This window comes from Burkholderia sp. BC1 (assembly GCF_052683555.1).
On sequence record NZ_JBQYLP010000202.1, the window covers coordinates 1 to 23,819 of the forward strand.

Here is a 23,819-nt window from a genome sequence, read left to right on the forward strand (position 1 = left end):
AAACGACTGCAGGCGATCGGACTCCTTGATGATCACCTGCGTGTATTCGCGCAGCTCGCCGCGTTCGCGCTCGCCGAGCTCGAATTCGAGCAGTTGCGCGGCCCCGCGGATGCCGCCGAGCGGGTTCTTGATCTCGTGCGCGAGATTGCGGATCAGCTGCTTGTTGACCGCGGTCAGGTCGTGAATGCGCTCCTCGCGATCGGTGCGCGACTGCCGCTCGTTCTCGAACAATTCGACGAGCACGAAATCGGGCGCGCTCTCGAGAAAGCCGACGATCGCATGCACGTGCAGCAGTTCGTGGCCGGGCCGGTCGAGCACGGTGTCCAGATGCGTCGCGTGAAAGCGCTCCTCGCCGATCGCGGTGATCGTCGAGGCGAGCTCGTTCGCGTTCGGGAAAATCTCGCCCCACGGCCGCTGCGCGAGCTGGCGGCGCGAGATGTCGAGCATCGCCTCCGCGGACGGATTCGCGAACGCGATCCTGAGCGTCTTGCGGTCGAGCACGAGCACGACCGTCGGCAGCGCCTCGAGCCCGGCGAGCAGGCCGGAACGGGCGAGCCGCTCGTCGTCGGTCAATTGCTCGGGCTGCCCCGTCTTCGCCTTGATCAGATTCTTCAGAACCATCGTGCGTGCGTGTCGCGCGTTGCCGCGCCAAAGATTCGTCCAGTCGCGAACAAAAAAGGGACGGCTGGGCGCCGTCCCCTTTTCAGACTCCGCCGTCCCCGCCGCGAACCGCGCGACGGGAACGAATCGGCATGACGGCGCTGAATCGAAGCGCCATCGCCGATTACAGCGAGTAGTACATCTCGAACTCGATCGGATGCGTCGTCATGCGGAACTTCGCCAGCTCCTGCTCCTTCAGCGCGAGGTACGCGTCGATCATGCCGTCCGTGAACACGCCGCCGCGCGTCAGGAACTCGCGATCCTTGTCGAGCGCTTCGAGCGCCTGATCGAGGCCCGCGCAGACGGTCGGGATCTTTACATCCTCTTCCGGCGGCAGGTCGTACAGGTTCTTGTCCGCTGCTTCGCCCGGATGGATCTTGTTCTGCACGCCGTCCAGGCCGGCCATCATCAGCGCCGAGAAGCAGAGGTACGGGTTCGCCATCGGATCCGGGAAGCGCGTTTCGATACGGCGGCCCTTCGGGTTCGACACGTGCGGAATGCGGATCGAGGCCGAACGGTTGCGTGCCGAGTACGCGAGCTTGACCGGCGCCTCGAAGTGCGGCACCAGACGCTTGTACGAGTTCGTCGTCGGGTTCGTGATCGCGTTCAGCGCGCGGGCGTGCTTGATGATCCCGCCGATGTAGAACAGCGCGAATTCCGACAGGCCGGCATAGCCGTTGCCCGCGAACAGGTTCTGGCCGTCCTTCCAGATCGACTGGTGAACGTGCATGCCCGAACCGTTGTCGCCGACGACCGGCTTCGGCATGAACGTCGCCGTCTTGCCGTACGAGTGCGCGACGTTGTGGATGATGTACTTCGACCATTGCGTCCAGTCGGCGCGCTGCACGAGCGTCGAGAACTTCGTGCCGATTTCGTTCTGGCCCTGGCCTGCCACTTCATGGTGGTGCACTTCGACCGGAATGCCGAGCTGTTCGAGCAGCAGGCACATTTCCGAACGCATGTCCTGGAACGTGTCGACCGGAGCGACCGGGAAGTAGCCGCCCTTCGTGCCCGGACGGTGGCCCGTGTTGCCGCCTTCGAATTCCTTGCCGGCCGACCACGGCGCTTCTTCCGAGTTGATCTTCACGAAGCAGCCCGACATGTCCGTGTTCCACTGGACCGAGTCGAAGATGAAGAATTCCGGCTCCGGACCGAAGTACGCGGTGTCGCCGAGGCCCGTGCTTTTCAGGTACGCTTCCGCGCGCTTCGCGAGCGAACGCGGGTCGCGCTCGTAGCCCTTGCCGTCCGCCGGCTCGACCACGTCGCAGGTCAGCACGAGCGTCGACTCTTCGTAGAACGGGTCGATGAACGCAGCGCTCGGATCCGGCATGAGCAGCATGTCCGACGCCTCGATGCCCTTCCAGCCCGCGATCGACGAGCCGTCGAACGCATGGCCGCTTTCGAACTTGTCTTCGTCAAACGCCGAAACCGGCACCGACACGTGCTGCTCCTTGCCGCGCGTATCCGTGAAGCGGAAATCGACAAACTTGACGTCCTCGTCCTTCACGAGCTGCATGACGTCGGCGACGGTTTTACTCATAACCTCTTCTCCTGATTGAACAATTCCGGCGGACTGGGAACCGCCTCGTTTATCGAGCTGATCGGGCCCGTGCGCAGCGCCCCGATTCGACCGAATTCTTTAAAGCAGCTTCCGTGCCAGCATATGCCCTTCGCATGCGATTCGCGCAGAGGCTTGCTGCGCCGGGGCGCCGCTGCGCAGTTGCGGGGCGTCGCCGGCCGTATTGCGTGGCGTCGATGCACCGCATAAGTGCAACAACCGCGTTACGCGCATCCGCGCGTTTCGTTTTGGTGCACGCGCGCCATTCTGCACCTTTTTGGTGAGCGCGTGTGTGCGGTACGCGGGCGCTTGCCGAGAGAAGCCCGCGCCGCGCGGCGGCGCTAGAATGCTCGTTTGACCGATACGGAGACTCCCGCCATGAGTACGCTCGAACAGCTTTACGCGAAGGCCGACGAACGCCGCGCGCAAGGCTCGCTCAACTACGCCGGCGCACTGCTGCCGGCCGAGGCCTTCGAACTGCTGCAGCTCGATCCGTCCGCGCGCCTCGTCGACGTGCGCACGCGTGCGGAACTCGACTGGATCGGCCGGCCGCTCGTCGGCGACGGCCAGTATCTGCACGTCGAATGGTCGCGCTACCCGGGCGGCGTGCCGAACACCGAATTCCTCGACGAACTGCGCGCCGCCGTGTCGCCCGACACGCCGGTGCTGTTCCTGTGCCGCAGCGCCGCGCGCTCGAAGCTCGCCGCCGTCGCAGCCGCGCAGGCCGGCTTCCGCAAGGCCTTCGATCTGCTCGAAGGCTTCGAAGGCGCGAAGGACGCCGAAGGCCATCGCAAGACGGTCGACGGCTGGTGCTTCCGCAAGCTGCCGTGGATCGGCGCCTGACCGCACGCCGCCGCCGATCGCATCATCGTCGAGCCGCGCGATGACATGCCGATGACGGGTCGCCCTGCGCGGCCCTACGCGGCCCTGCGCCGCTGGCCGGCCGCGTGACGGCCGCCGCGATCAGGTACGCGGCACGGTGGCCGGCTCGACGATGTCGCCGCCGAGCAGATGCACGCCCTCGCGCAGTTTCACGAACGCGGCCGCGACTGCTTCCGGCTCGCCCTTGACGCCGAGGTCGATATGGCGGCGCGCATAGATGCCGCCGCGCTCCGCGTCGCCGACGCTCGGCAGGCTGAACACGCGCACGCCGGGAAAGTCGCGTTCGATCTTCTCCATCAGCGGCGTCAGCGTCGATTCCGGCAGTTCGAACACGTACAGCGAGCGCTCCTCGTGCGGCGTCGCGTGATGCAGGTGCGCGTACTTCGTGTCGAGCACCCATTCGATCATCGGCCACGCCATCACCGGAAAGCCCGGCACGAAATGCAGATCGCCGACCGAAAAGCCCGGAATCCGGTTGTAGCCGTTCGGGATGATCGTCGCGCCGACCGGGAACACGCCCATGTTGAAGCGATGGCGGTTCTCCGGCGAGTCGAAGTCCACCGGACGGTCGGGATCGGCATGCGTTTCGCGGATCCGCTCGGCGATCAGCGCCTTCGCCTCCGGATGCAGTTCGAGCGGCACGCCGAGCGCCGCCGCCGCGCACTGGCGCGTATGGTCGTCCGGCGTCGCGCCGATGCCGCCCGTCGAGAACACGATGTCGCCCGAGGCGATCGCGCGCTTGAGCGTCGCGGTGATGCGCGCCGGATCGTCGCCGACGTATTCGGCCCAGTCGAGCGCGAGACCGCGCGCGCCGAGCAGCTCGATGACCTTGGCCAGATGCTTGTCCTGCCGGCGGCCGGAAAGGATTTCGTCGCCGATGATGATGATGCCGATGCTCATGCGTGCCCCATGTCGATGGTGGTCGCGCGCGATGCCGCGCGCAGGTCTTCGAGCGCGCGCAGGCAGTAGTGCCCGAACCACAGCGCGGAGAAGACGAGAATGAAAGCGTAAACCCAGATCATCGCCGCCGCGACGAACGGAAACAGCACCATCATCCAGACCGACGACACCCACACGAAGGTCGGAACGGTGCCGAGCAGCCCGGTCGCAATGCCGATGCCGATCAGCGGCCAGCGATGGCGCCGCACGAGCGCGCGGCGCTCGTCGCGGCTCGCATGCAGCGCGAGCGCGTCGTAGGTCATCACGCGGTACGTGAGCCAGCCCCAGATCACGGGCGGCAGGAGCGCGAAGAACGGCGGGATCAGCCACAGCGGGATCGTGACGATCAGCAGCACGACGCCGACGATCGCCGCGCCGAGCGAATTGAACACGCTGCCGAAGAAGGTGCCGCCGCGCTTCGCCTCCAGCGCGGCGAACTGTCGGTTCGACAGATGCTTGACGACGACCGGCATCGAGATCGACGCGATCAGCAGCAGCACGGTCAGCACGATCAGCGGGATCGCGAGCGACACGACGACGAACGGCGCGACGACCGCATGCAGCTGCGACATCCCGATCGCGTCGAACGCGCGGTACAGCGCGGCGGTCAGCACGAAGCCGTCGAGCGCGCCGCGCGCGGCGTCGACGAGCGTCTGCCACGAGAACCAGAGCACGACGCCCCATAGCAGCGCCGATACGACGAACGGCATCAGGGTGAGCCACAGCATGCGCGGGTGCAACGCGCTCGCCAGTGCGCGGACGAAGGAGCGCAGCAAGTCGTTCATGCGAGCCTGTATCGACGAAGAAAAACGGGGAAAGGATAAACCACACGGCCCGCCTGCGCCAAAGCGCAGGCGGGCCGTGCGAGCGGAAGAGTCAAGCGGGACGGGCCGATCAGACCGACGACGCCACGCCGCGCTTGGCGGGGAACAGGCGGCGGAAGATCCGCGCGAACGCGAGGCCGTGCTGCGCCCAGAAGCCGTCGCCGTACGACACGCCTTCGACCTGCTCGCGGATGCCGGTCGGCTCGACCGTGCGGTTCCACGACGCCGTGCCGAACATCATGTCCCACCACGGAAACAGCACGCCGAAGTTGCAGCCGTACTTCGTGCCTTCGTGCCCGTAGCCGACCGCGTGATGACGGCGATGGAAGGTCGGGCTGACGAGCAGCCGCTCGCCGATCCGGCCGTACGACAGGCGCGCATTCGTGTGCTGAATGCTCTGCAGGAAGTTCGTGACGGCCGTGAGCACGACGAACTGCGACGGCGTCACGCCGATCACGAGCGCGATCGCCGCGAAGAAGCACGACTGGATCACGTCGTCGAGCAGGTGGTTGCGATCGTCGCACCAGAGCGACATCTGCCGCTGACTGTGGTGCACGGCGTGCAGCTCCCACCAGACGCCGAACTTGTGCTGCCAGCGGTGATACCAGTAGCCGGCGAAGTCGAGCACGACGAGGTAGATCGCGAACGCGACGATCGGCTGCGACGTGACGCCCGGCCACAGATAGTCGAGATTGAAGTTCGCGATGCCGTGCAGCCGCAGCCAGGCCTGGAAGCGGTCGAACAGCGGCTGCAGCGCGAAGAAGAAGAACAGCGAATAGATGCCGAGCTTCGCGATCGCCGTATAGATCACGTCGACGCGCACCGCCTTGCGGTCGTTCCACCGCTCGACCGGCCGCAGCGCCTCGAGCGGGCGCAGCAGCACGAACATCAGCACCATCTGCAGCGCGCCGATGATCACCCAGTACAGCGCGTCGTAGGTGTCCTCGTCATAGTCCATCAGGTTGAACTTGAAGAGGAGCGGCTGCACGACGTCGACGTACAGCCAGGTCTGGATGTCCGAGACGAACGCGTCGATCAGATGCAGCATGTTGCGCCCCCGTCCGTCACGCGCCGTTCGCCGCCTTCCACGGCGCACGGTCGTAGAAGTAGATGCCGTGCGGCGAGCGGCCGACCGCGATCGTCTGCACGAGCTTGCGCGACGCGAGATCGATGATCCCGACCTTCTTCGCGAAGCGGAACGTCACCCACAGCGTCTTCTTGTCGGCCGACAGTTCCATGTCGTCCGGGCCCGGCAGCAGCCCCGTGATGTCGCCGACGTTGGTCAGCGTGTTCTCGTCGATGATGCTGATCGTATTCGCGACGCGGTTGGTGACCGCGACGTGCGTGCCGTCGGCGAGCGAGCGGAAGTTGTGCGCGCCCTTGCCGGTGTAGATCTGCTTGACGACCTTCTGGTTGCGCCAGTCGACGACCGCGACGTAGTCGGCGCCCGTCATGCCGACGAGCAGGTACTTGTCGTCGGGCGTCAGCCAGAGCCCGGCCGGCACCTTGCCGACCTTCATCTTCCACTTGACCGTCTGCGTCGGCAGGTCGATCGCCGCAATCTCGCCGGACACCTGCAGCGACACGAGCAGCGTCTTGCTGTCCTTCGTGAACGCGAGGTGGCTCGGCATCACCGCGAGCGGCACGCGCTTCGCGAGATGCAGGTCGCGGCCGTCGTACGTGTAGATATCGACGCGGTCGAGCCGCAGGCCGGCCGCCGCGAACCATTTGCGGTCGGGCGAGAAGCCGAGCTGGTACGGATCGTCGATGCCCTCGACGGTGCGCTGCAGCTTGCCCGTCTTCGGATCGAGGAACATCAGGCTGTTCGAGACCGAATTTGCGACGATCAGCGACGAATTGTCGGGCGATGCCATCAGATGGTGCGGTTCCTTGCCGGTCGGCATCGTGCCGACGACTTCGCGGGTCTGCTGATCGATCAGGGAAAGCGTGGCTTCGGCCGAATTGAGGACGATCACGTTATTCGCGTGCGCGGCGGGCGCCAGCACGGCGGCGGCCAGCGCGAGCGTGCGGCCGAGGGAAATGAAATTGCGCATGAAGACTCACGTCGTGGGACAACCGTCATTGTAAAACGGCCGACCGGCCCGGCCGGTTGACCGGCGCCCGGTCTTATTGCGCCACTTCGACGCACGCCGCCGCAGTCGCGCCGGCGCGCGCCGCGCGATACGGCCGGCCGCGCCGACGGTATCGCGCCGGAAACGCTGCCGCGCTAACGCTGCATCGATTCCCAGACCTTGTACAGCCGCTTGACAGAGACCGGCATCGGCGTGCGCAGTTCCTGCGCGAACAGCGAAATGCGCAATTCCTCGAGCAGCCAGCGGAATTCGGCCAGGCGCGGATCGACGACGCCGCCGCGCTGCGACACCGCGCGCTGGTACTGCTGGACGAGCGGCTGCAGTTCGCCGAGCTGCTTCGCGTCGCGGGCCGGATCGGCCTTCAGCTTGTCGATCCGCAGCGCGATGCCCTTCAGGTAGCGCGGGAAATGCACGAGCTGCGCGTAAGGCGTGTCGATCACGAAACGCTTGCCGATCAGCGCCGACAGCTGCTGCTGCAGGTCCGCGTGCGCCTGCGCGAACGGCTTCGCCTGCGCGAGCTTCTTCACGACGCCCGCGTATTCGGTGAGGATCTGCCCGACGAGCCGCGCGATTTCCTGCGCGAGCAGGTTCAGCCGGCTGCGGCCCTCGTCGCGCCGCGCATGAAAGCTCGCGTCGTCGTCCGGCAGCGGGTCCTGCAGGCACGCGCGATCGAGCGCCGTATCGATCAGCTGGTCGCGCAGTTCGTCCTGCGTGCCGAGCGACATGTACTGCATCGCCATCTCGCGCAGGCCCGGCAGGTTCTTCTCGAGATACTTGATCGGCTCCTTCAGCTGCAGCGCGAACAGCCGGCGCAGCCCCGCGCGGTGGATCCGCGCGGCTTCCTCGGGCGAATCGAACACCTCGACGTCGCAGTGCGTGCCGCGATCGACGAGCGCCGGATAGCCGTACAGCGTCTGGCCGCGCCGCCGGATCTCCAGCAGTTCGGGCAGCTTGCCGAAGTTCCATGTCGTCAGGTTCTCGTACAGCGCGGTCGCGCCCGGCTCGGGCGCGGCGAGCGTCTGCGGGGCGACGGCCTTGCCGCCCTTCGCGCCGCGGCCGTCCTTGCCGGCGGGCGCGCCCGCCGCCGCGCCGCCGTCGCCATCCGCGCCGACCGCGATCGTCGACGCCGCCGCGATCTTCTGGAACTGCTGCTGCGCCTGCGCGCCGAGTTCCTGTCGAAGCTGCGCGAGATTGCGCCCCATCGCGAGCTGGCGGCCGTGCTCGTCGATCACCTTGAAATTCATGAACAGGTGCGCGGGCAACGTCTCGAGCTTGAAGTCGGCCGCTTTCATCGCGACCTGCGTCTGCTCGCGCACGTCGGCGATCAGCGCTTCGACGAGACCGCCCGCGCCGAAGCGCTCGCGGCCCGTGCGTTCGACGAAGCCGGCCGCGTAGTCGGGCAGCGGCACGCAATGGCGACGCAGCTTCTGCGGCAGCGACTTCAGCAGCAGCTGCACCTTCTCCTTCAGCATCCCCGGCACCAGCCACTCGCAGCGGCGCGCATCGACCTGGTTCAGCGCGTACAGCGGCACCGCGAGCGTCACGCCGTCGCGCGGCGAGCCCGGCTCGAAATGGTAGGTCAGCGCCATCTCGACGCCCGCCATCGTCGCGCGCTTCGGGAACAGCTCGGTCGTCACGCCGGCCGCCTCGTGACGCATCAGGTCGTCGCGCGACAGGTACAGCAGGCGCAGCTTGTCGTCCGGCTGGCCGCTCTTTTTCACTTCGTCGCGATACCAGCGCTCGAACGCGGCGCCCGTATGGATGCCCGCCGGAATCGCGTGGTCGTAGAACGCGTAGATCAGCTCGTCGTCGACGAGCACGTCCTGCCGGCGCGACTTGTGCTCGAGCTGCTCGATGTCGGCGAGCAGCTTGCGGTTGTGCGCGAAGAACGGCAGCTTCGTGTCGAACTCGCCGTCGACGAGCGCGCCGCGAATGAACAGCTCGCGCGCGCGTGCCGGGTCCTGCCTGCCGAACGCGACGCGTCGCCGATGGTAGATCGGCAGCCCGTACAACGTCGCGCGCTCGAACGCGCTGACCTGCGCCGGGCGCTTCTCCCAGTGCGGCTCCGACAGCGACTTCTTCAGCAGATGCGCGCCGACCTTCTCGACCCATTCGGGCTCGATCTTCGCGAGGCAGCGCGCGTACAGCCGGCTCGTCTCGACGAGTTCGGCCGCCATCACCCAGCGGCCGGCCTTCTTCGCGAGCGCGGAGCCCGGCCACAGGTAGAACTTGATCCCGCGCGCACCGAGATAGTGCGGATCGTCGTCGGCCTTCAGGCCGAGGTTGCCGAGCAGGCCCGTCAACAGGGCCAGATGCACCTGCTCGTACGTCGCCTCCGATTCGTTGAGCCGCCAGCCGTGTTCGCGCACGACCGTCAGCAGCTGCGAATGCACGTCGCGCCATTCGCGCAGCCGCAGATGCGACAGGAAGTTCTGCCGGCATGCGTCGACGAGCTGCCGGTTCGACTTCTTGTGCGCGACCGCTTCCTCGAACCACGCCCAGATCTTCAGCCACTGCAGGAATTCCGAGCGCTCGTCGGCAAAGCGCCGATGTGCCTGGTCGGCCTGCTCCTGCGCGTCGATCGGGCGGTCGCGCGGGTCCTGCACCGACAGCGCGCTCGCGATGATCAGCACCTCGCGCAGCGACTGCTGGTCGCATGCGGCCAGGATCATCCGGCCGACGCGCGGATCGAGCGGCAGCCGCGCGAGTTCGCGGCCGAGCGGCGTCAGCGCGTTGTCGTCGTCGACCGCGCCGAGTTCGTTCAGCAACTGATAGCCGTCCGCGATCGCACGCCCGGGCGGCGGCTCGAGGAACGGGAACGACTCGATCGCCGTCAGGTGCAGCGACTTCATCCGCAGGATCACCGAGGCGAGCGACGAGCGCAGGATCTCGGGATCGGTGAAGCGCGCGCGCGCCTGGAAGTCGCTTTCGTCGTACAGGCGGATGCAGATGCCGTCCGCGACGCGGCCGCAGCGGCCCGCGCGCTGGTTCGCGGCCGCCTGCGAGATCGGCTCGACCTGCAGCTGCTCGACCTTGTTCCGGTACGAATAGCGCTTCACGCGCGCGAGGCCCGTGTCGACGACGTAGCGGATGCCGGGCACCGTCAGCGAGGTCTCCGCGACGTTCGTCGCGAGCACGATCCGGCGCGCGTTCGACGGCTTGAACACCTTGTCCTGATCGGCCGCCGACAGCCGCGCGAACAGCGGCAGGATCTCGGTATGCGGCGGATGGTGCTTGCGCAGCGCCTCGGCCGCCTCGCGGATCTCGCGCTCGCCGGGCAGGAACACGAGCACGTCGCCGGGACCTTCGCGGCACAGCTCGTCGACCGCGTCGACGATCGCGTCCATCAGGTCGCGCTCGGCCTCGCGCGCGGTCTTCACGCGGTCGCGGCTCGCGGTGCCTTCCGCATGCTTGACGGCCGGCCGATCCTCGGCCACCGGGCGATAGCGCACCTCGACCGGATACAGCCGCCCGCTGACCTCGATCACGGGCGCCGGGTGCGCGTCGCTGCCGAAATGGCGCGCGAAGCGATCGGCGTCGATCGTCGCGGACGTGACGATCAGCTTCAGGTCCGGCCGCTTCGGCAGGATCTCCTTCAGATAGCCGAGCAGGAAATCGATGTTCAGGCTGCGTTCGTGCGCCTCGTCGATGATCAGCGTGTCGTACGCCTTCAGCAGCGGGTCGGTCTGCGTCTCGGCGAGCAGGATGCCGTCCGTCATCAGCTTCACGGACGCGCCCGGCGCGAGATTGTCGGTAAAGCGCACCTTGTAGCCGACCACTTCGCCGAACGGCGTGCCGAGCTCCTCGGCGATCCGGCGGCCGGTCGACGATGCGGCGAGCCGGCGCGGCTGCGTATGGCCGATCAGCCCGGTGCCGCCCGCGCCGAGCCCGCGGCCCAGCTCGAGGCAGATCTTCGGCAGCTGCGTGGTCTTGCCCGAGCCCGTTTCGCCGCTGACGATGACGACCTGATGCGCGGCGATCGCGCGCGCAATCTCGTCGCGCCGGCCCGAGACGGGCAGGCTTTCCGGGTACGTGATCGGCGGAACGGGATTCGGTGCGACCGCCGCACGCGGCGGCCGTTCGCGGCGCGGTGTGCGCGCGTCCTGCGGTTGTGCGGCGCGCGGCGGCTTGCCGGCCTGCTCGTCCTGCTGCCGGCGCGGCGGCTGGCCCTGCTGCCCGCGCGCGTCGGCCGCACCATCCGGGTGCCGGGCCGACGGCGCTTTTGCCCGCGTCGCCGCGGGACTTTTAGGTACATTCGACATGGGGGCGCATTATAATCCCGCCCATGAATTCCCAAACCGACCTCCCCCCGGCGCAGACCGCCGACGCGAACCTGCCGGCCGCCGACGATTCGGCCCTCAGGCACGCGCAGTTCGTCGACTGGATGCGTTCCGTCGCGCCCTATATCCACAAGTTCCGCAACAACACGTTCGTCGTGGGGTTCGGCGGCGAGGTGGTGCAGCAGGGGCTGCTGAACGCGCTCGTGTCCGACATCGCGCTGCTGCAGGCGATGGGCATCCAGATCGTGCTCGTGCACGGCTCGCGGCCGCAGGTCGAGGAGCAGCTGAACCTGCACGGCGTCGAATCGGAGTTTTCGCACGGGCTGCGGATCACCGATGCGCGCGCACTCGAATCGGCGAAGGAAGCGGCCGGCGAAGTGCGCCTCGACATCGAGGCCGCGATCAGCCAGGGTCTGCCGAACTCGCCGATGGCGCATGCGCACATCAGCGTCGTGTCGGGCAACTTCGTCACCGCCCGGCCGGTCGGCATTCTCGACGGCGTCGATTTCGCGCACACGGGTATCGTGCGCAAGATCGACGCGGAATCGATCCGCCATTCGCTCGCGAGCCGCAAGCTCGTGCTGCTGTCGCCGCTCGGCTTCTCGCCGACGGGCGAGGCGTTCAACCTGTCGATGGAAGACGTCGCGTCGGCCGCCGCGATCGCGCTGCGCGCGGACAAGATCATCTTCCTGACGGACGGCCCCGGCATCGTCGACGACGCGGGCGAGCTGATCCGCGAAATGTCGCTCGACGCGGCGGCCGAACTGCTCGACTCGGGCAACATCCAGGGCGACGACGCGTTCTTCCTCAAGCATTCGATCCGCGCGTGCCGCGGCGGCGTCACGCGTGCGCACCTGATTCCGCAGTCGCTCGACGGCAGCATGCTGCTCGAGCTGTTCCTGCACGACGGCGTCGGCACGATGATCTCGTACGAGAACCTCGAGAGCCTGCGCGAGGCGACGCCGGACGACGTCGGCGGCATCCTGTCGCTGATCGAGCCGCTCGAGACGGACGGCACGCTGGTGCGCCGCGGCCGCCACCAGATCGAACGCGACATCGATCATTTCTCGGTGATCGAGCACGACGGCGTGCTGTTCGGCTGCGCGGCGCTGTATCCGTACCAGCAGGAGAAGATCGGCGAGATGGCGTGCCTGACGGTCGCGCCGGAAGCGCAAGGCTCAGGCGACGGCGAACGGCTGCTCAAGCGCATCGAGCAGCGTGCGCGGGCGCGCGGCCTCACGCACATCTTCGTGCTCACGACGCGCACCGAGCACTGGTTCCTGAAGCGCGGCTTCGTCAAGGCGACGGTCGACGACCTGCCGGAAGACCGCCGCAAGCTCTATAACTGGCAGCGCAAGTCGCTCGTGCTGATGAAGCAGCTCTGAGCGCAGGCACGCCTGCCCTCCCCCAGACCGATTACAGGAGAAGTACACGATGGCTCGAATGATTCAATGCGCGAAGCTCGGCAAGGAAGCCGAAGGCCTCGATTTCCCGCCGCTGCCGGGCGAGCTCGGCAAGCGCATTTACGAGAACGTCTCGAAGGAAGCCTGGCAGGGCTGGCTCAAGCAGCAGACGATGCTGATCAACGAAAACCGTCTGAACATGGCCGACCCGCGCGCGCGCCAGTATCTGATGAAGCAGACCGAGAAGTACTTCTTCGGCGAAGGCGCGGATCAGGCGTCCGGCTACGTGCCGCCGACCGAAGGCTGACATTCGACAGGTGGGGCCGCGGCACAGCGCGCGGCCCGTGCCCGAAACGAGGCGGCACCGTGCATCGCACGGTGCCGTTTTTCATTGGCGCGGCCGCATGTGCGGCGGCACGTACCGCGGCGCATACCGCGGAGCGTGCGGCGGCCCTGCCGTGCCGCGCGCGATCATGCGGTTTCCCCGGCCGGCTTCAGCCCGCGCTCGTCGTCGCGCGGGGCCGCTGCGTCGCCGGCCGGCGCGGCCGCCCATTCGGCCGCATCGCTGCGCTCGGCGCTCGACAACGCGTCCGCGCGATGGCCGGTGCGATTGAGCAGCGCGATCATGCAGACGAGCGACACGAGCGCGTAGATGCCCGACGCGATCGCGACGCCGACGATGCTGCCGGTCGAATTCAGGATTGCCTGCGCGAGCACCGGCGTGCCGCCACCGACGACGAGTGCACTCAACTGATACGCGAGCGACAGCCCCGTATAGCGGACGTTGGCCGGAAACACGCGCGCGAGCACCCCGCCGACCGCTCCGTAGAACATTGCGGACGGAATCGTCGAGATGCACATCCCCGCGACCGCGACCCAGTACGAACCCGTGCCGACCGCGTGGAACATCAGCGGCATCAGCACGATTTCCGGAATCAGGATCCAGCACATCGCGCGGCGCATGTCGACCTTCGACACGAACCACGCGCCGACCGGCTGCATCAGGAACTGCACGACGAGCGACATCGACAGGATGCCGAGGAAGGTGCCCTGCGCGTAGCCGAGTTCCTTCGTCGCCCACGACAGCGCGAACGTGCTGCGGAAATACGTGACGTTGATCACCGGCAGCGTGCCGGCCGCGAGCAGCACGACGACCCAGTGATCGCGCACGACCTCGCGCAGCGGCAGCTTCACGGTCCGCTTGCGCGCGAGCACGCGCTGCATGTCGGCCGACTCCTCGAGCTTCAGCCGGATCACCATCCCGACGATCACGAGCACCGCCGACAGCAGGAACGGAATGCGCCAGCCCCACATCAGGAAATCGGGCGTCGGCATCGCGCTCAGCGCGAAGAACGCGCCCGTCGCGAGCAGGTTGCCGGTCGGCGAGCCCTGCTGCGCGAATGCCGCGTAGAGGATGCTCTTGTGCTTCGGCGCGTTCTCGCTCGCGATCAGCACCGCGCCGCCCCACTCGCCGCCGACCGCGATGCCCTGCAGCACGCGCAGCACGACGAGGCCCGCCGGCGCCCATACGCCGATCTGCGCGTAGGTCGGCAGCAGGCCGATGCCGGTCGTCGCGAGCCCCATCATCACGAGCGTGATGACGAGTGCGGTCTTGCGGCCGACGCGGTCGCCGAGATGGCCGAACACGATGCCGCCGAGCGGCCGCGCGGCGAAGCCGGCCCAGAACGTGACGAACGCGAGCAGCGTCGCGACGCCCGCATCCATGTCGCTCGAAAAGAACACCTTGCCGAACACGAGCGCGGCGGCCGTGCCGTAGATATAGAAGTCGTACCACTCGATCGTCGTGCCGACGAACGCCGCGAACGCGGCGCGGCCGGGCTTCGCGGACAATGCGGGTTGGGTGTGCGAACCGCTCATCGATGTCTCCATGTTTGTTGTCGGCGGCGCGACGCGGCGCGCCGTCCGTGCGGCCGGGATTGCCGCCGGCCGGCGGCAGTTCGTCAGCCGGGCGGCTCGCGGCCGGCGGCGCGTTCGGCGCTCACCTCGCCGCCGGCCGCTTGCTCGTCGGACGCGTCCTTCAGCACGCCGGCATCGAACAGTTGCTGCTGCAGCGCCGGGTCGACGCCGAGGCGATCGAGCACCGCACGCGTATCGCTGCCGAGCGCGGGCGGCGGCCGCCGATAGGTGGCCGGCGTGCGCGAGAGCTTCACCGGCGAGGCGGTGCCGCGATACGCGCCGATCTCGACGAACAGGTTGCGGTGCAGCGCATGCGGATCGCATGCGACGTCGGCGACCGTACGCACGGGCCCGCACGGCACGCCCGCGGCCATCAGGTCGCGCGCGAGCGGCTCGCACGCATGTGCGGCGAGCCGCGCCTCCAGCGCGGCCTTCAATTCCGCGCGGTGCGCACAGCGGCTGCGGTTGTCGACGAAGCGCGGATCGTCGGCCAGCGCCGGCACGCCGAGATGCGCGACGAGCCGCGCGAACTGCCGATCGTTGCCGACCGCGAGAAAGATCGGGACGGTCGCCGTCCGGTAGCTGTCGTACGGCGCGATGTTCGGATGTGCGTTGCCGCTGCGCTCGGGCACGCGCGCCGAGCCGAAGAAATTCGGCAGATGCGGATGCAGCAGCGACACGCCGCAGTCGTACAGCGCGATGTCGACCGACTGACCGCGCCCGCTCTTCTCGCGCTCGGCGAGCGCGAGCAGGATGCCGGCGAGCGCGTTGAGGCCCGTCACCATGTCGACGATCGGCAAGCCGATGCGCGTCGCGTCGCCGTCGCGCTCGCCGTTCACGCTCATCAGCCCTGCCATCGCCTGGATCACCGCGTCGTAGCCCGGCAAGCCGCCAAGCGGCCCGTCGGCGCCGAAACCCGTCACCGCACAGTGGATCAGCCTCGGGAAGCGCGGCTGCAGATCGCGTGCATAGTCCATCCCCCAGCGCGCGAGCGTACCGGGCTTGAAGTTCTCGACCAGCACGTCGGCGTCCTCGAGCAGCCGCCAGAGGATCGTGCGCCCTTCGTCGCGCGACAGGTCGAGCGCGAGCCCTTCCTTGTTGCGGTTCACGCCCAAGAAGTACCACGCGGTGTCGCCCGCGAACGGCGGCCCCCAGCCGCGCGTCTCGTCGCCGCCGGGCGGTTCGATCTTGATGACCGTCGCACCGTGGTCGGCGAGCGCCTGCGTGCAGTACGGGCCGCCGAGCACGCGGCTCAGGTCGACGACCTTCAGGCCTTCCAGTGCGCCACGCGAAGCGTTCATCGCTCGACCTCCGGCAGCAGGTCGAGCGCGACGTCGAGCGACACCGGCGCGCCGCGCAGCAAGGCGTCGAACGCCGCGGCTTCGTCGTCGCGCGACGCCGGTGCGAGCGGATCGACGGGCAGGAGCTTGTGGCGCACGAGCAGATGCGCAAGCGCGAGACGGCGGTAATCGGGCGCGAGTTGCGCGCCCTCGCACGCCATCAGCACGGCCGCGCTCGCGTAGTACAGCGCGGAAGCCGCTTGCCGCACGCGCGCGTCGTCGCCGTCGGCCGCGACGCGCGCGAGCCCGTCGCAGGCGCGCGCCAGAATGCGCCGCAGCGCGGCGCGGCTCGCGTCGGGCAGCGGCGCCGCGCCGAGCCGGTCGCCGAGGAACGTGCGCAGCGCGTCGAGCGCCTGCTCACGCCGCGCGGCGCGCGCGACATCGAGCGCGACGATATTGCTCGTGCCTTCCCAGATCGAGCCGAGATGGGCGTCGCGCACGAGCCGCGCATCGCTCCACTCCTCGATGTAGCCGGTGCCGCCACGCACTTCCATCGCATCGCCCGTCACGCGCCGCGCATCGCGACACGCGCGGAACTTGATCAGCGGCGTCAGGATCCGCACGCAGCGCGCTGCCTGCTCGTCGCCCGCATCGGCCTGCGGCAGCAGCAGCGCGATCTGCATGAACATCGTGCGCGCGGCCTCGGTCGGCAGCAGCATCTTCATCAGCTGACGCTGCATCAGCGGCATGTCGATCAGCTTGCGGCCGAACGCTTCGCGATGCGCGGCCACGTGCAGTGCCTCGTTCATCGCGCGCCGCATGAGCCCCGCCGCGCGCACGCCGTTCGACAGTCGCGACATGTTGATCATGTCGGCCATCTGGTGAAAGCCGCGCCCGATTTCGCCGATCAGATACGCATGCGCACCCTCGAGCACGATCTCGCCGCTCGCCATCGAACGGCTGCCGAGCTTGTCCTTGAGCCGCACGATCCGGTAATGGTTGCGCGTGCCGTCCGGCAGCGTCTTCGGCAGCAGGAACAAGGCGAGCCCGTGGATGCCGTCCGGCGCGCCGTCGGGGCGCGCGAGCACCATTGCGAGATCGGCGTCGGCGTTCGAGCAGAACCATTTGTCGCCGTACAGCCGCCACACGGTGTCGCCGTGCGCGTCGGTGTCGCGTGCGGCGCGCGTCGCGATCCGGCCGACGTCCGAGCCGGCCGCCTGCTCCGTCATGAACATCGCGCCCTGGTACAGCGTGTCGAAGTCGCGCGATGCGAGCATCGGCAGATAGCGCGCCACCAGTTCGCGATCGCCGAAGCGGCGCAGCGTGCGCGTCAGCGAGTCGGTCATGCTGACCGGGCAGCACAGCCCGAATTCCGCCTGCACGAACAGAAAGGTCAGCGCGTACTTGACGAGCGGCGGCGCGGCGTCCGGCTGATGGCTGAGCGCCGCGAGCCCGAGCTCCGAATACGCGACGCGTTCGAGCGCGACGTATGCCGGATCCTTGTCGATCCGCTGCACGGCCTCACCACGCCGATTGCGATGCTCGAGCACCGGCGGATGTTTGTCCGCGCGCGACGCCCATTCATCGAGCTCGCCCGACACGCGCGCGCCGAGCGCGCGAAGCTGCGGTTCGAGTTCGGTGTAGTGCGCATCGCCGAGATGCAGCCTCAGCAACGCGCCGAGATCGGGATCGACGGAGAAGAAATTGAGGCCCCGGCTGTCGGGGATATTGGACGCGCCGGCGGCCGGCGTGTGCGCTGTGTCGTTCATGTGCGTCTCCGATGTGGGCCGGCGTCGCGGCGTGTCGCGCGAGCCGGTCTCGTGCTGGGCGATTACCGGGCGCCGTTGCGCGGCCGGCAATCGCGGCGCGGCGGTGTCAGGCGTTTCGGACAGCGTAGGCCTGCGGTCGATAAGCGTCCAATACAGGATTTATTCGGTACGATAGATATCGCTTATCGACGCGCGGACGAGGAGAACAGACGATGGAACTGAGGCAGTTGCGTTACTTCGTGGCGGTCGCCGAAGAACTGCATTTCGGGCGCGCGGCGAAGCGCCTGTTCATCTCGCAGCCGGCGTTGAGTTTCGACATCCGCAAGTTCGAGGAGACGCTTGGCGTGCAGCTGCTGTCGCGCACGAACAAGGCCGTCGCGTTGACCAACGCGGGCGAAGTGCTGCTCGGCGAAGCGCGCCGGCTGCTGCTGCAGGCCGCCGAAGCGGAACGGCTGACCGTGCGGTCCGCATCCGGTCTCGCGGGCCGGCTGCGGATCGGCTTCGTCCATTCGATGCTCTATCGCGGGCTGCCCGATGCGGTACGTCGCTTCGAGGCCGATTACCCCGGCGTCGAGATCGTCCTGAGCGAGATGAATACGCAGGCGCAAGTGCAGGCCGTGCAGCGCGGCCAGATCGACCTCGGCTATGCGCACTGGGGCCGCTTTCCGCCCGAGGTCGAATCGGCGCCCGTCTATGCGGAGCCGTTCGTCTGCTGCCTGCCGGCCGCGCATCCGTTCGCGCGACGCAGAAAGATCGCGCTCGCGGCACTCGCCGTGGAACCGTTCATCCTGTTTCCGCGCGACGCCGCACCGCACTATCACGATCTGATCATCGCGCAGTGCGTGAACGCCGGGTTCAGCCCGGTGATTCGCCACGAGGCGCGGCTGTGGCAGACGATCCTGTCGATGATCGAGTTCGGCATGGGCATTGCGCTCGTGCCGCGCGTGCTGCAGCAGGCCAAAAGCGAGCGGCTCGCGTTCCGGCCGCTGAAGGACGCGTCGCTCGAATCGCGCACGCTCGAGCTGAAGCGCAGCGGCAGCGCGGAGCCGGTCGCGCTGCGCTTCGCCGAATATGTGCGCGCGTCGATCGATGCGCTGCCGGCACGCGCGAGTTAGCGCGCCGATTGCGGCATGGCGACCTCGCGTTCGGCGTGCGGCGCCGTTCCAAAACGAGCGTCGCAGCCGGAGCTCGGCCGGCCCTGCGCATGCGCTCAAAAAAATTTGCAGAAAGGGCTTTACGAACCCAAAAAGCTCTGACATAATTTCAGCTTCTTTGGGCGGTTAGCTCAGCGGTAGAGCACTGCCTTCACACGGCAGGGGTCACTGGTTCGATCCCAGTACCGCCCACCAAAGAATTCGAGGGCCTGCGTTTCACGACGCAGGCCCTTTTCGTTTTTGCGGCGCACACGCACTCCTCCCGCGGTATCGCCACCTGCGCTCGTCTCCCCCACTCCCGACCGATGCGGACATTGTTGTAACGAACCGTAACTAATTCGTAATGCCGCATTGATAATGGTCGATTAGAATCGGCCGCCAACAATGTCGATCCATGAATCGACGCAGGTTACCGCGCCGTCCCCATTCCAGTCACGATGACCTCGTACCACTCCCATACGCTGTGGCTCACCGGCCTCAGCGGCGCCGGCAAATCGACGCTGTCGCAACGCATCGCCGCGCATCTTCGTGAACACCGGATCCCGGTCTGCATTCTCGACGGCGACGAACTGCGCTCCGGCGTCTCGCCCGACCTGGGCTTCAGACGCGAGGACCGCTCCGAGAACTGCCGGCGCACCGCCGAAATCGCCAAGCTGCTGAACAGTCAGGGCATCACCGCGGTCGTCGCGCTGATCTCGCCGTATGCGGCCGATCGCCAGCGCGCCCGAGAGATCGTCGGCGACGATCGCTTCGTCGAGATCTATCTGAAAACCGACATCGCAACCTGCTCCGCGCGCGATCCGAAGCGCCTCTACGCAAAGGCGACGACGGGCCAGACGCCGCAGTTCACAGGCATCTCGGATCCGTACGAAGTGCCGGCCTCACCCGATCTCGTGATCGAAACCGGCGCGCTGACCGTCACCGATTCCGTCGCCCGCATCATCGCGTTCGAAGAACAGCGTTTCGCGCGCGCGTAACGGCGCCGACGCAACGCTCACGCGCCCCGCCGCACGCGCTCCGCCGTCGCATCGAATGCACGCTTCGCGCTGTCGACGAGCGCATCGATCTCGTCGTCGCGAATCACGAGCGGCGGCGACAGCAGCATCCGGTCGCCCGTCGCGCGCATGATCAGGTTGCCGCTGAAGCAGAAGTCGCGGCAGATCGTGCCGACGTCGATTGCGGCGTCGAACCGCACGCGTCGTTCTCGATCGCACGCGAGCTGGACGCCGGCGACGAGCCCCGCGCCCGCGATCTCGCCGACGATCGGATGATCGGCGAGCGCCTCGCGCAACCGACGCTGAAAGTACGGCCCCGTATGCTGCTTCACGCGCTCGACGATGCCCTCGTCGCGCAGCAGCTTCAGGTTCGCGACGGCCACCGCCGCGGCGACCGGATGCCCCGAATACGTGAGCCCGTGATTGAATTCGCCGTTGTCGATGATCGGCCGCGCGACGCGCTCGTGAATGCCGACCGCGCCCATCGGCACGTAGCCCGACGTGAGCCCCTTGGCCATCGTGATCAAATCGGGTTCGAAGCCGAAGTGCTGATGCGCGAACCATTCGCCGGTGCGGCCGAAGCCGCCGATCACTTCGTCCGCGACGAGCAGAATGTCGTACTTGCGGCAGATCCGCTGGATTTCCGGCCAGTACGTCGACGGCGGAAAGATCACGCCGCCCGCACCCTGGAACGGCTCGCCGATGAATGCCGCGACGTTCTCCGCGCCGAGCTCGAGAATCTTCGCTTCCAGTTGCTGCGCACGCGCGAGGCCGAACGCTTCGGGCGTCTCGCCCGGCTGCGCTTCGCCGAAGAAATACGGCTGATCGATATGGACGATGTGCTCGACCTTCGACGGCATCTGCTCGTGCATGTAGCCCATGCCACCGAGCGTGCCGCCCGCGATCGTCGAGCCGTGATAGCCGTTCTTGCGCGAGATCACGTACTTCTTCTGCGGCTTGCCCTGCACGCGCCAGTACTGATGCACGACGCGCAGCACGGTGTCGTTGCCTTCCGAGCCGCTGTTGCAATAGAAGAAGTGGTTGAAGCCGGGCGGCGTGACTTCGGCCAGCATTGCCGAGAGTTCGATCACCGGCGGATGCGTGGTCTTGAAGAACGTGTTGTAGAACGGCAGCTCCTGCAGTTGCCGATAGGCGGCGTCGGCCAGCTCCTTGCGGCCGTAGCCGACGTTCACGCACCAGAGCCCGGCCATGCCGTCGATGATCTTGTTGCCGTCGGAGTCCCACAGATAGACGCCGTCGGCCTTCACGATCACGCGGCTGCCCGCGCGGTTCAGCGCACCCATGTCGGAGAACGGATGGATGTGGTGCGCGGCGTCGAGCGCGCGGTATTCGGCGGTCGAGCGCGCGCTCGCCCGTGCGTCGTGACGATCGTTCATGTTGCCTCCGGATGACGATGCCGCACGCTCATACGTGCAGCAGCAGATGGCGGCGCTCCCACGAGCTGATCACGCGGAAGAACGCTTCGTATTCGGTTTCCTTCAGCGCGAGATACGCCTTCACGAACTTGTCGCCGAGAATGTCGGCGAGCGGCGTGCACGCGGCCATCAGCGAGATGCCCTCCTCCAGGTTGCGCGGCAGCTGATACGGCAGCGAGTAGCCGTCCGAGGCGATCGGCTCGGTCGGCGCGAGCTGCTGCTCGAGACCGAGATAGCCGGCCGCGAGCGTCGCGGCGAGCGCGAGATACGGGTTGCAGTCGACACCCGGAATCCGGTTCTCGATACGCCGCGCGACCGGATTCGACTGCGGGATCCGGAAGCCGACCGTGCGGTTGTCGTAGCCCCACTGCACGTTGATCGGCGCGGCCATGAAGCGCGACAGCCGGCGATACGAGTTGATGTACGGCGCGAAGATCGGCATCAGCGCGGGCGTGTATTTCTGCAGCCCTGCGAGATAGCTATGGAACATCGGCGACACGGCGCCGCCTTCGTCGGCGAACAGGTTGCGTCCGGTGCGCGCATCCGCGAGGCTCTGATGGATGTGCATCGCCGAGCCCGGTTCGCCTTCCATCGGCTTGGCCATGAACGTCGCGTACATGTTGTGGCGCAGCGCCGCTTCGCGCACGGTGCGCTTGAACAGGAACACCTGATCGGCAAGCGACAGCGCGTCGCCGTGTACGAAGTTGATCTCCATCTGCGCGGCGCCGACCTCATGGATCAGCGTCTCGATGTCGAGCCCCTGCATCTCGCAGTATTCGTAGATGTCCTCGAACAACGGATCGAACTCGTTGACGGCCTCGATCGAATACGACTGCCGCCCCGTCTCCGCGCGACCGGTGCGGCCGACCGGCGGGCGCAGCGGCAGGTCGGGATCGGCATTCATGTCGACGAGATAAAACTCGAGCTCGGGCGCGACGACCGGCTGCCACCCCTTCTGCTCGTACAGCTCGAGCACGCGGCGCAGCACGTAGCGCGGCGAGATCTCGACCGGCGAGCCGTCGAAGTGCACGCAGTCGTGAATCACCTGCGCGGTCGGATCGACGGCCCACGGGATCAGGCAAATCGTAGACGGATCGGGCACGCACACCATGTCGGGATCGGTCACGCCGGTCAGCGTGCCGTCTTCCGGATAGTCGCCGGTGACGGTCTGCACCATCACGGCCTGCGGCAGTCGCATCGACTCGCCGGATTCGAATTTGTTACGCGGAATGATCTTCCCGCGCGCGATGCCCGCCATGTCGGGAATGATCGCTTCGACCTCGGTGATGCGGTGCTGGCGCAGGAATTCGGTCAGTTCGGGTTGCATGATCGGCCTCTTTCAGTCGACGTCGGACGCGTTCGGCGACGGCAACTCGCCGCCGAACGCATGAATGCGATGCGCCATTCGCGCGCGGCATGCCGCGCCGAATGCCGCGAAGATGTCGCGCGACAGCGGCTGCTCCGCGTAGCGCCACTCCGGATGCCATTGCACGCCGAGCGCGAACGCACGCGCGCCGCGCACGCTGACGGCCTCGACGAGCCCGTCGAGCGCACGTGCCTCGACGACGAGCCCCGCGCCGATGCGCGCGATGCCCTGGTCGTGCAGCGAGTTCACGCGCGCGTCGGTCGCGCCGCGCGCGATCCGCCGCAGCAGTCCGTTCGGCGTGAACTGCACGACGTGCGCGGGACCGTATTGCCGCTCGAGCGGATCGTCGAGCCGTTCGCGGTGATCGTCGAAGCCGGCCGTCGCGTGCAGCCGCTGATGCAGCGTGCCGCCATAGGCGACGTTCAGCTCCTGCATGCCGCGGCAGATCGCGAGCACCGGCACGCCGGCGTCGATCGCCGCGCGGATCAACGGCAGCGCGGTGGCATCGCGCGCGCGGTCGTGCAAGGTGTCGCGCGCGCTCGGCGCGCCGCCGTAGTGATGCGGCTCGACGTTCGAATAGCTGCCTGTCAACAGCAGTCCGTCGATCGCCGCGACGATCGCGTCGAGCGGCTGGCGCGCACCGAGCGCGGGCAGCACGAACGCGAGCGCGCCGGCGCCGTCGACGAGCGCGTCGAGGTACTTCTCGCCGGCCGTATGGTTCGGATGCGGACCGCGCATGATGCGGTCGGCGGTGACGGCTACGATCGGGCGGGCGCGCATGATCGCGGCTCCGTTGTCTGCGCAACGAATGTCTGCACGCGGCACGACGCAGGCGCACGCGACACCGGCGCGCCTGCGCGGCGACGCGCGCCGCATGCGCGCAGGTGTCGTCCGCGTGCACGCAGCGGCGGCACGGCATACGGTTCGGTTCGCAACGGGAAGAGGACGCTAGGGCAACAACGACGCGCTGCCGTCGCACTGCACCGCGCTGAAGACGTGCGCGGTCGCAAGGTTGAAGCGGCGCACGCCGCAGCGGGAAACGGCCAAGCGGCAAGGCTTGCGCAAACGGGCGGCATGCGCGCCGCGATCAGCAGGCCGGATCGACCCGGCCCGAGTCGGCGCGCCCGCCGACGGACTTCGCGTCCGACGTATCGATGGGCTGGCGGCTTTCACGATCGTTCTCGATGGACAGACGAATGCTCGGACACGCGTCGCGATCGGGCGCAAGCGGCAGCCGCGCCGCGGCGACGCGTCGGGAAGCCG

General features: G+C 67.7%; 18 protein-coding genes and 1 tRNA gene. 6 read left to right on the forward strand and 13 right to left on the reverse strand.

What is annotated here, in order from left to right; translation table 11 throughout:
• Positions 1-621, reverse strand: a 621-nt coding sequence (locus tag ACSHSS_RS31070; protein WP_445546049.1) for a histidine kinase dimerization/phospho-acceptor domain-containing protein, incomplete at its 3' end; no start/stop codon positions are given.
• Positions 622-784: 163 nt separating this feature from the next.
• Positions 785-2,200, reverse strand: coding sequence for a type I glutamate--ammonia ligase (glnA, locus tag ACSHSS_RS31075; RefSeq protein ID WP_445546050.1), 1,416 nt, complete (start codon positions 2,198-2,200; stop codon positions 785-787).
• Between the two features lie 396 nt (positions 2,201-2,596).
• On the opposite strand from glnA, the gene ACSHSS_RS31080 reads away from it, so the two are divergent.
• A complete protein-coding gene (locus ACSHSS_RS31080) occupies positions 2,597-3,061 on the forward strand; it encodes a rhodanese-like domain-containing protein (RefSeq protein ID WP_006401980.1) in 465 nt (154 codons plus the stop codon).
• Between the two features lie 120 nt (positions 3,062-3,181).
• Here the strand turns inward: ACSHSS_RS31080 and ACSHSS_RS31085 are convergent, their stop codons facing one another.
• The 5 genes from ACSHSS_RS31085 to hrpA all read right to left on the reverse strand — a co-directional run bounded on the left by ACSHSS_RS31085 (position 3,182) and on the right by hrpA (position 11,218).
• Positions 3,182-4,000, reverse strand: a complete 819-nt coding sequence (locus ACSHSS_RS31085) for a competence/damage-inducible protein A (RefSeq protein ID WP_445546051.1) — start codon at positions 3,998-4,000, stop codon at positions 3,182-3,184.
• Positions 3,997-4,824, reverse strand: a complete 828-nt coding sequence (locus ACSHSS_RS31090) for an EI24 domain-containing protein (protein WP_039220968.1) — start codon at positions 4,822-4,824, stop codon at positions 3,997-3,999. The genes ACSHSS_RS31085 and ACSHSS_RS31090 overlap by 4 nt, the downstream gene beginning before the upstream one ends.
• 109 nt (positions 4,825-4,933) lie before the next feature.
• Positions 4,934-5,911 carry a sterol desaturase family protein gene (locus ACSHSS_RS31095; RefSeq protein WP_445546052.1) on the reverse strand — a complete coding sequence of 326 codons (978 nt, stop codon included), beginning with the start codon at positions 5,909-5,911 and terminating at the stop codon, positions 4,934-4,936.
• A gap of 16 nt (positions 5,912-5,927) precedes the next feature.
• A complete protein-coding gene (locus ACSHSS_RS31100) occupies positions 5,928-6,917 on the reverse strand; it encodes a YVTN family beta-propeller repeat protein (RefSeq protein WP_445546053.1) in 990 nt (329 codons plus the stop codon).
• Between the two features lie 173 nt (positions 6,918-7,090).
• Positions 7,091-11,218 (reverse strand): ATP-dependent RNA helicase HrpA, encoded by a 4,128-nt coding sequence (gene hrpA / locus ACSHSS_RS31105; protein WP_445546054.1) that lies wholly within the window; start codon positions 11,216-11,218, stop codon positions 7,091-7,093.
• A 23-nt stretch (positions 11,219-11,241) separates the two neighbouring features.
• On the opposite strand from hrpA, the gene argA reads away from it, so the two are divergent.
• Together argA and ACSHSS_RS31115 are read left to right on the forward strand one after the other, a co-directional pair.
• A complete protein-coding gene (gene argA, locus ACSHSS_RS31110; RefSeq protein ID WP_006401986.1) occupies positions 11,242-12,621 on the forward strand; it encodes an amino-acid N-acetyltransferase in 1,380 nt (459 codons plus the stop codon).
• 49 nt (positions 12,622-12,670) lie between these two features.
• The gene (locus tag ACSHSS_RS31115) at positions 12,671-12,946 is read left to right on the forward strand and encodes an oxidative damage protection protein (RefSeq protein ID WP_006401987.1); all 276 of its coding nucleotides are present in this window, start codon (positions 12,671-12,673) and stop codon (positions 12,944-12,946) included.
• 164 nt (positions 12,947-13,110) lie between these two features.
• On the opposite strand, the gene ACSHSS_RS31120 is transcribed toward ACSHSS_RS31115, so the two are convergent.
• The 3 genes from ACSHSS_RS31120 to ACSHSS_RS31130 all read right to left on the reverse strand — a co-directional run bounded on the left by ACSHSS_RS31120 (position 13,111) and on the right by ACSHSS_RS31130 (position 17,605).
• Positions 13,111-14,517, reverse strand: a complete 1,407-nt coding sequence (locus ACSHSS_RS31120) for an MFS transporter (RefSeq protein ID WP_445546055.1) — start codon at positions 14,515-14,517, stop codon at positions 13,111-13,113.
• Between the two features lie 83 nt (positions 14,518-14,600).
• The gene (locus tag ACSHSS_RS31125) at positions 14,601-15,857 is read right to left on the reverse strand and encodes a CaiB/BaiF CoA transferase family protein (protein WP_249470574.1); all 1,257 of its coding nucleotides are present in this window, start codon (positions 15,855-15,857) and stop codon (positions 14,601-14,603) included.
• On the reverse strand, positions 15,854-17,605 hold the full coding sequence (locus ACSHSS_RS31130) for an acyl-CoA dehydrogenase family protein (protein WP_217061382.1): 1,752 nt from the start codon (positions 17,603-17,605) through the stop codon (positions 15,854-15,856). The genes ACSHSS_RS31125 and ACSHSS_RS31130 overlap by 4 nt, the downstream gene beginning before the upstream one ends.
• A 212-nt stretch (positions 17,606-17,817) precedes the next feature.
• On the opposite strand from ACSHSS_RS31130, the gene ACSHSS_RS31135 reads away from it, so the two are divergent.
• The 3 genes from ACSHSS_RS31135 to cysC all read left to right on the forward strand — a co-directional run bounded on the left by ACSHSS_RS31135 (position 17,818) and on the right by cysC (position 19,736).
• Positions 17,818-18,720 (forward strand): LysR family transcriptional regulator, encoded by a 903-nt coding sequence (locus ACSHSS_RS31135; protein ID WP_105854900.1) that lies wholly within the window; start codon positions 17,818-17,820, stop codon positions 18,718-18,720.
• A 159-nt stretch (positions 18,721-18,879) separates the two neighbouring features.
• Positions 18,880-18,954, forward strand: a tRNA-Val gene (locus tag ACSHSS_RS31140).
• Positions 18,955-19,196: 242 nt separating this feature from the next.
• Positions 19,197-19,736 (forward strand): adenylyl-sulfate kinase, encoded by a 540-nt coding sequence (cysC, locus tag ACSHSS_RS31145; protein WP_445546056.1) that lies wholly within the window; start codon positions 19,197-19,199, stop codon positions 19,734-19,736.
• Positions 19,737-19,753: 17 nt separating this feature from the next.
• Here the strand turns inward: cysC and ACSHSS_RS31150 are convergent, their stop codons facing one another.
• The 3 genes from ACSHSS_RS31150 to ACSHSS_RS31160 are packed head-to-tail and all read right to left on the reverse strand — an operon-like array spanning position 19,754 to position 23,336.
• Positions 19,754-21,151: an aspartate aminotransferase family protein gene (locus ACSHSS_RS31150; protein ID WP_445546057.1), complete on the reverse strand. Its 1,398-nt coding sequence runs from the start codon at positions 21,149-21,151 to the stop codon at positions 19,754-19,756.
• A gap of 28 nt (positions 21,152-21,179) precedes the next feature.
• Positions 21,180-22,517, reverse strand: a complete 1,338-nt coding sequence (locus ACSHSS_RS31155) for a glutamine synthetase family protein (protein ID WP_253578396.1) — start codon at positions 22,515-22,517, stop codon at positions 21,180-21,182.
• Between the two features lie 12 nt (positions 22,518-22,529).
• Positions 22,530-23,336 carry a gamma-glutamyl-gamma-aminobutyrate hydrolase family protein gene (locus tag ACSHSS_RS31160; RefSeq protein ID WP_253578395.1) on the reverse strand — a complete coding sequence of 269 codons (807 nt, stop codon included), beginning with the start codon at positions 23,334-23,336 and terminating at the stop codon, positions 22,530-22,532.
• Positions 23,337-23,819 lie beyond the last annotated feature (483 nt).

What these genes read in the sequence shown, in the direction of transcription:
- glnA (WP_445546050.1), bottom strand. Translation starts at nt 2,200, where the DNA reads ATGAGTAAAACCGTCGCCGACGTCATGCAGCTCGTGAAGGACGAGGAC.
- ACSHSS_RS31080 (WP_006401980.1), top strand. Translation starts at nt 2,597, where the DNA reads ATGAGTACGCTCGAACAGCTTTACGCGAAGGCCGACGAACGCCGCGCG.
- ACSHSS_RS31085 (WP_445546051.1), bottom strand. Translation starts at nt 4,000, where the DNA reads ATGAGCATCGGCATCATCATCATCGGCGACGAAATCCTTTCCGGCCGC.
- ACSHSS_RS31090 (WP_039220968.1), bottom strand. Translation starts at nt 4,824, where the DNA reads ATGAACGACTTGCTGCGCTCCTTCGTCCGCGCACTGGCGAGCGCGTTG.
- ACSHSS_RS31095 (WP_445546052.1), bottom strand. Translation starts at nt 5,911, where the DNA reads ATGCTGCATCTGATCGACGCGTTCGTCTCGGACATCCAGACCTGGCTG.
- ACSHSS_RS31100 (WP_445546053.1), bottom strand. Translation starts at nt 6,917, where the DNA reads ATGCGCAATTTCATTTCCCTCGGCCGCACGCTCGCGCTGGCCGCCGCC.
- hrpA (WP_445546054.1), bottom strand. Translation starts at nt 11,218, where the DNA reads ATGTCGAATGTACCTAAAAGTCCCGCGGCGACGCGGGCAAAAGCGCCG.
- argA (WP_006401986.1), top strand. Translation starts at nt 11,242, where the DNA reads ATGAATTCCCAAACCGACCTCCCCCCGGCGCAGACCGCCGACGCGAAC.
- ACSHSS_RS31115 (WP_006401987.1), top strand. Translation starts at nt 12,671, where the DNA reads ATGGCTCGAATGATTCAATGCGCGAAGCTCGGCAAGGAAGCCGAAGGC.
- ACSHSS_RS31120 (WP_445546055.1), bottom strand. Translation starts at nt 14,517, where the DNA reads ATGAGCGGTTCGCACACCCAACCCGCATTGTCCGCGAAGCCCGGCCGC.
- ACSHSS_RS31125 (WP_249470574.1), bottom strand. Translation starts at nt 15,857, where the DNA reads ATGAACGCTTCGCGTGGCGCACTGGAAGGCCTGAAGGTCGTCGACCTG.
- ACSHSS_RS31130 (WP_217061382.1), bottom strand. Translation starts at nt 17,605, where the DNA reads ATGAACGACACAGCGCACACGCCGGCCGCCGGCGCGTCCAATATCCCC.
- ACSHSS_RS31135 (WP_105854900.1), top strand. Translation starts at nt 17,818, where the DNA reads ATGGAACTGAGGCAGTTGCGTTACTTCGTGGCGGTCGCCGAAGAACTG.
- cysC (WP_445546056.1), top strand. Translation starts at nt 19,197, where the DNA reads ATGACCTCGTACCACTCCCATACGCTGTGGCTCACCGGCCTCAGCGGC.
- ACSHSS_RS31150 (WP_445546057.1), bottom strand. Translation starts at nt 21,151, where the DNA reads ATGAACGATCGTCACGACGCACGGGCGAGCGCGCGCTCGACCGCCGAA.
- ACSHSS_RS31155 (WP_253578396.1), bottom strand. Translation starts at nt 22,517, where the DNA reads ATGCAACCCGAACTGACCGAATTCCTGCGCCAGCACCGCATCACCGAG.
- ACSHSS_RS31160 (WP_253578395.1), bottom strand. Translation starts at nt 23,336, where the DNA reads ATGCGCGCCCGCCCGATCGTAGCCGTCACCGCCGACCGCATCATGCGC.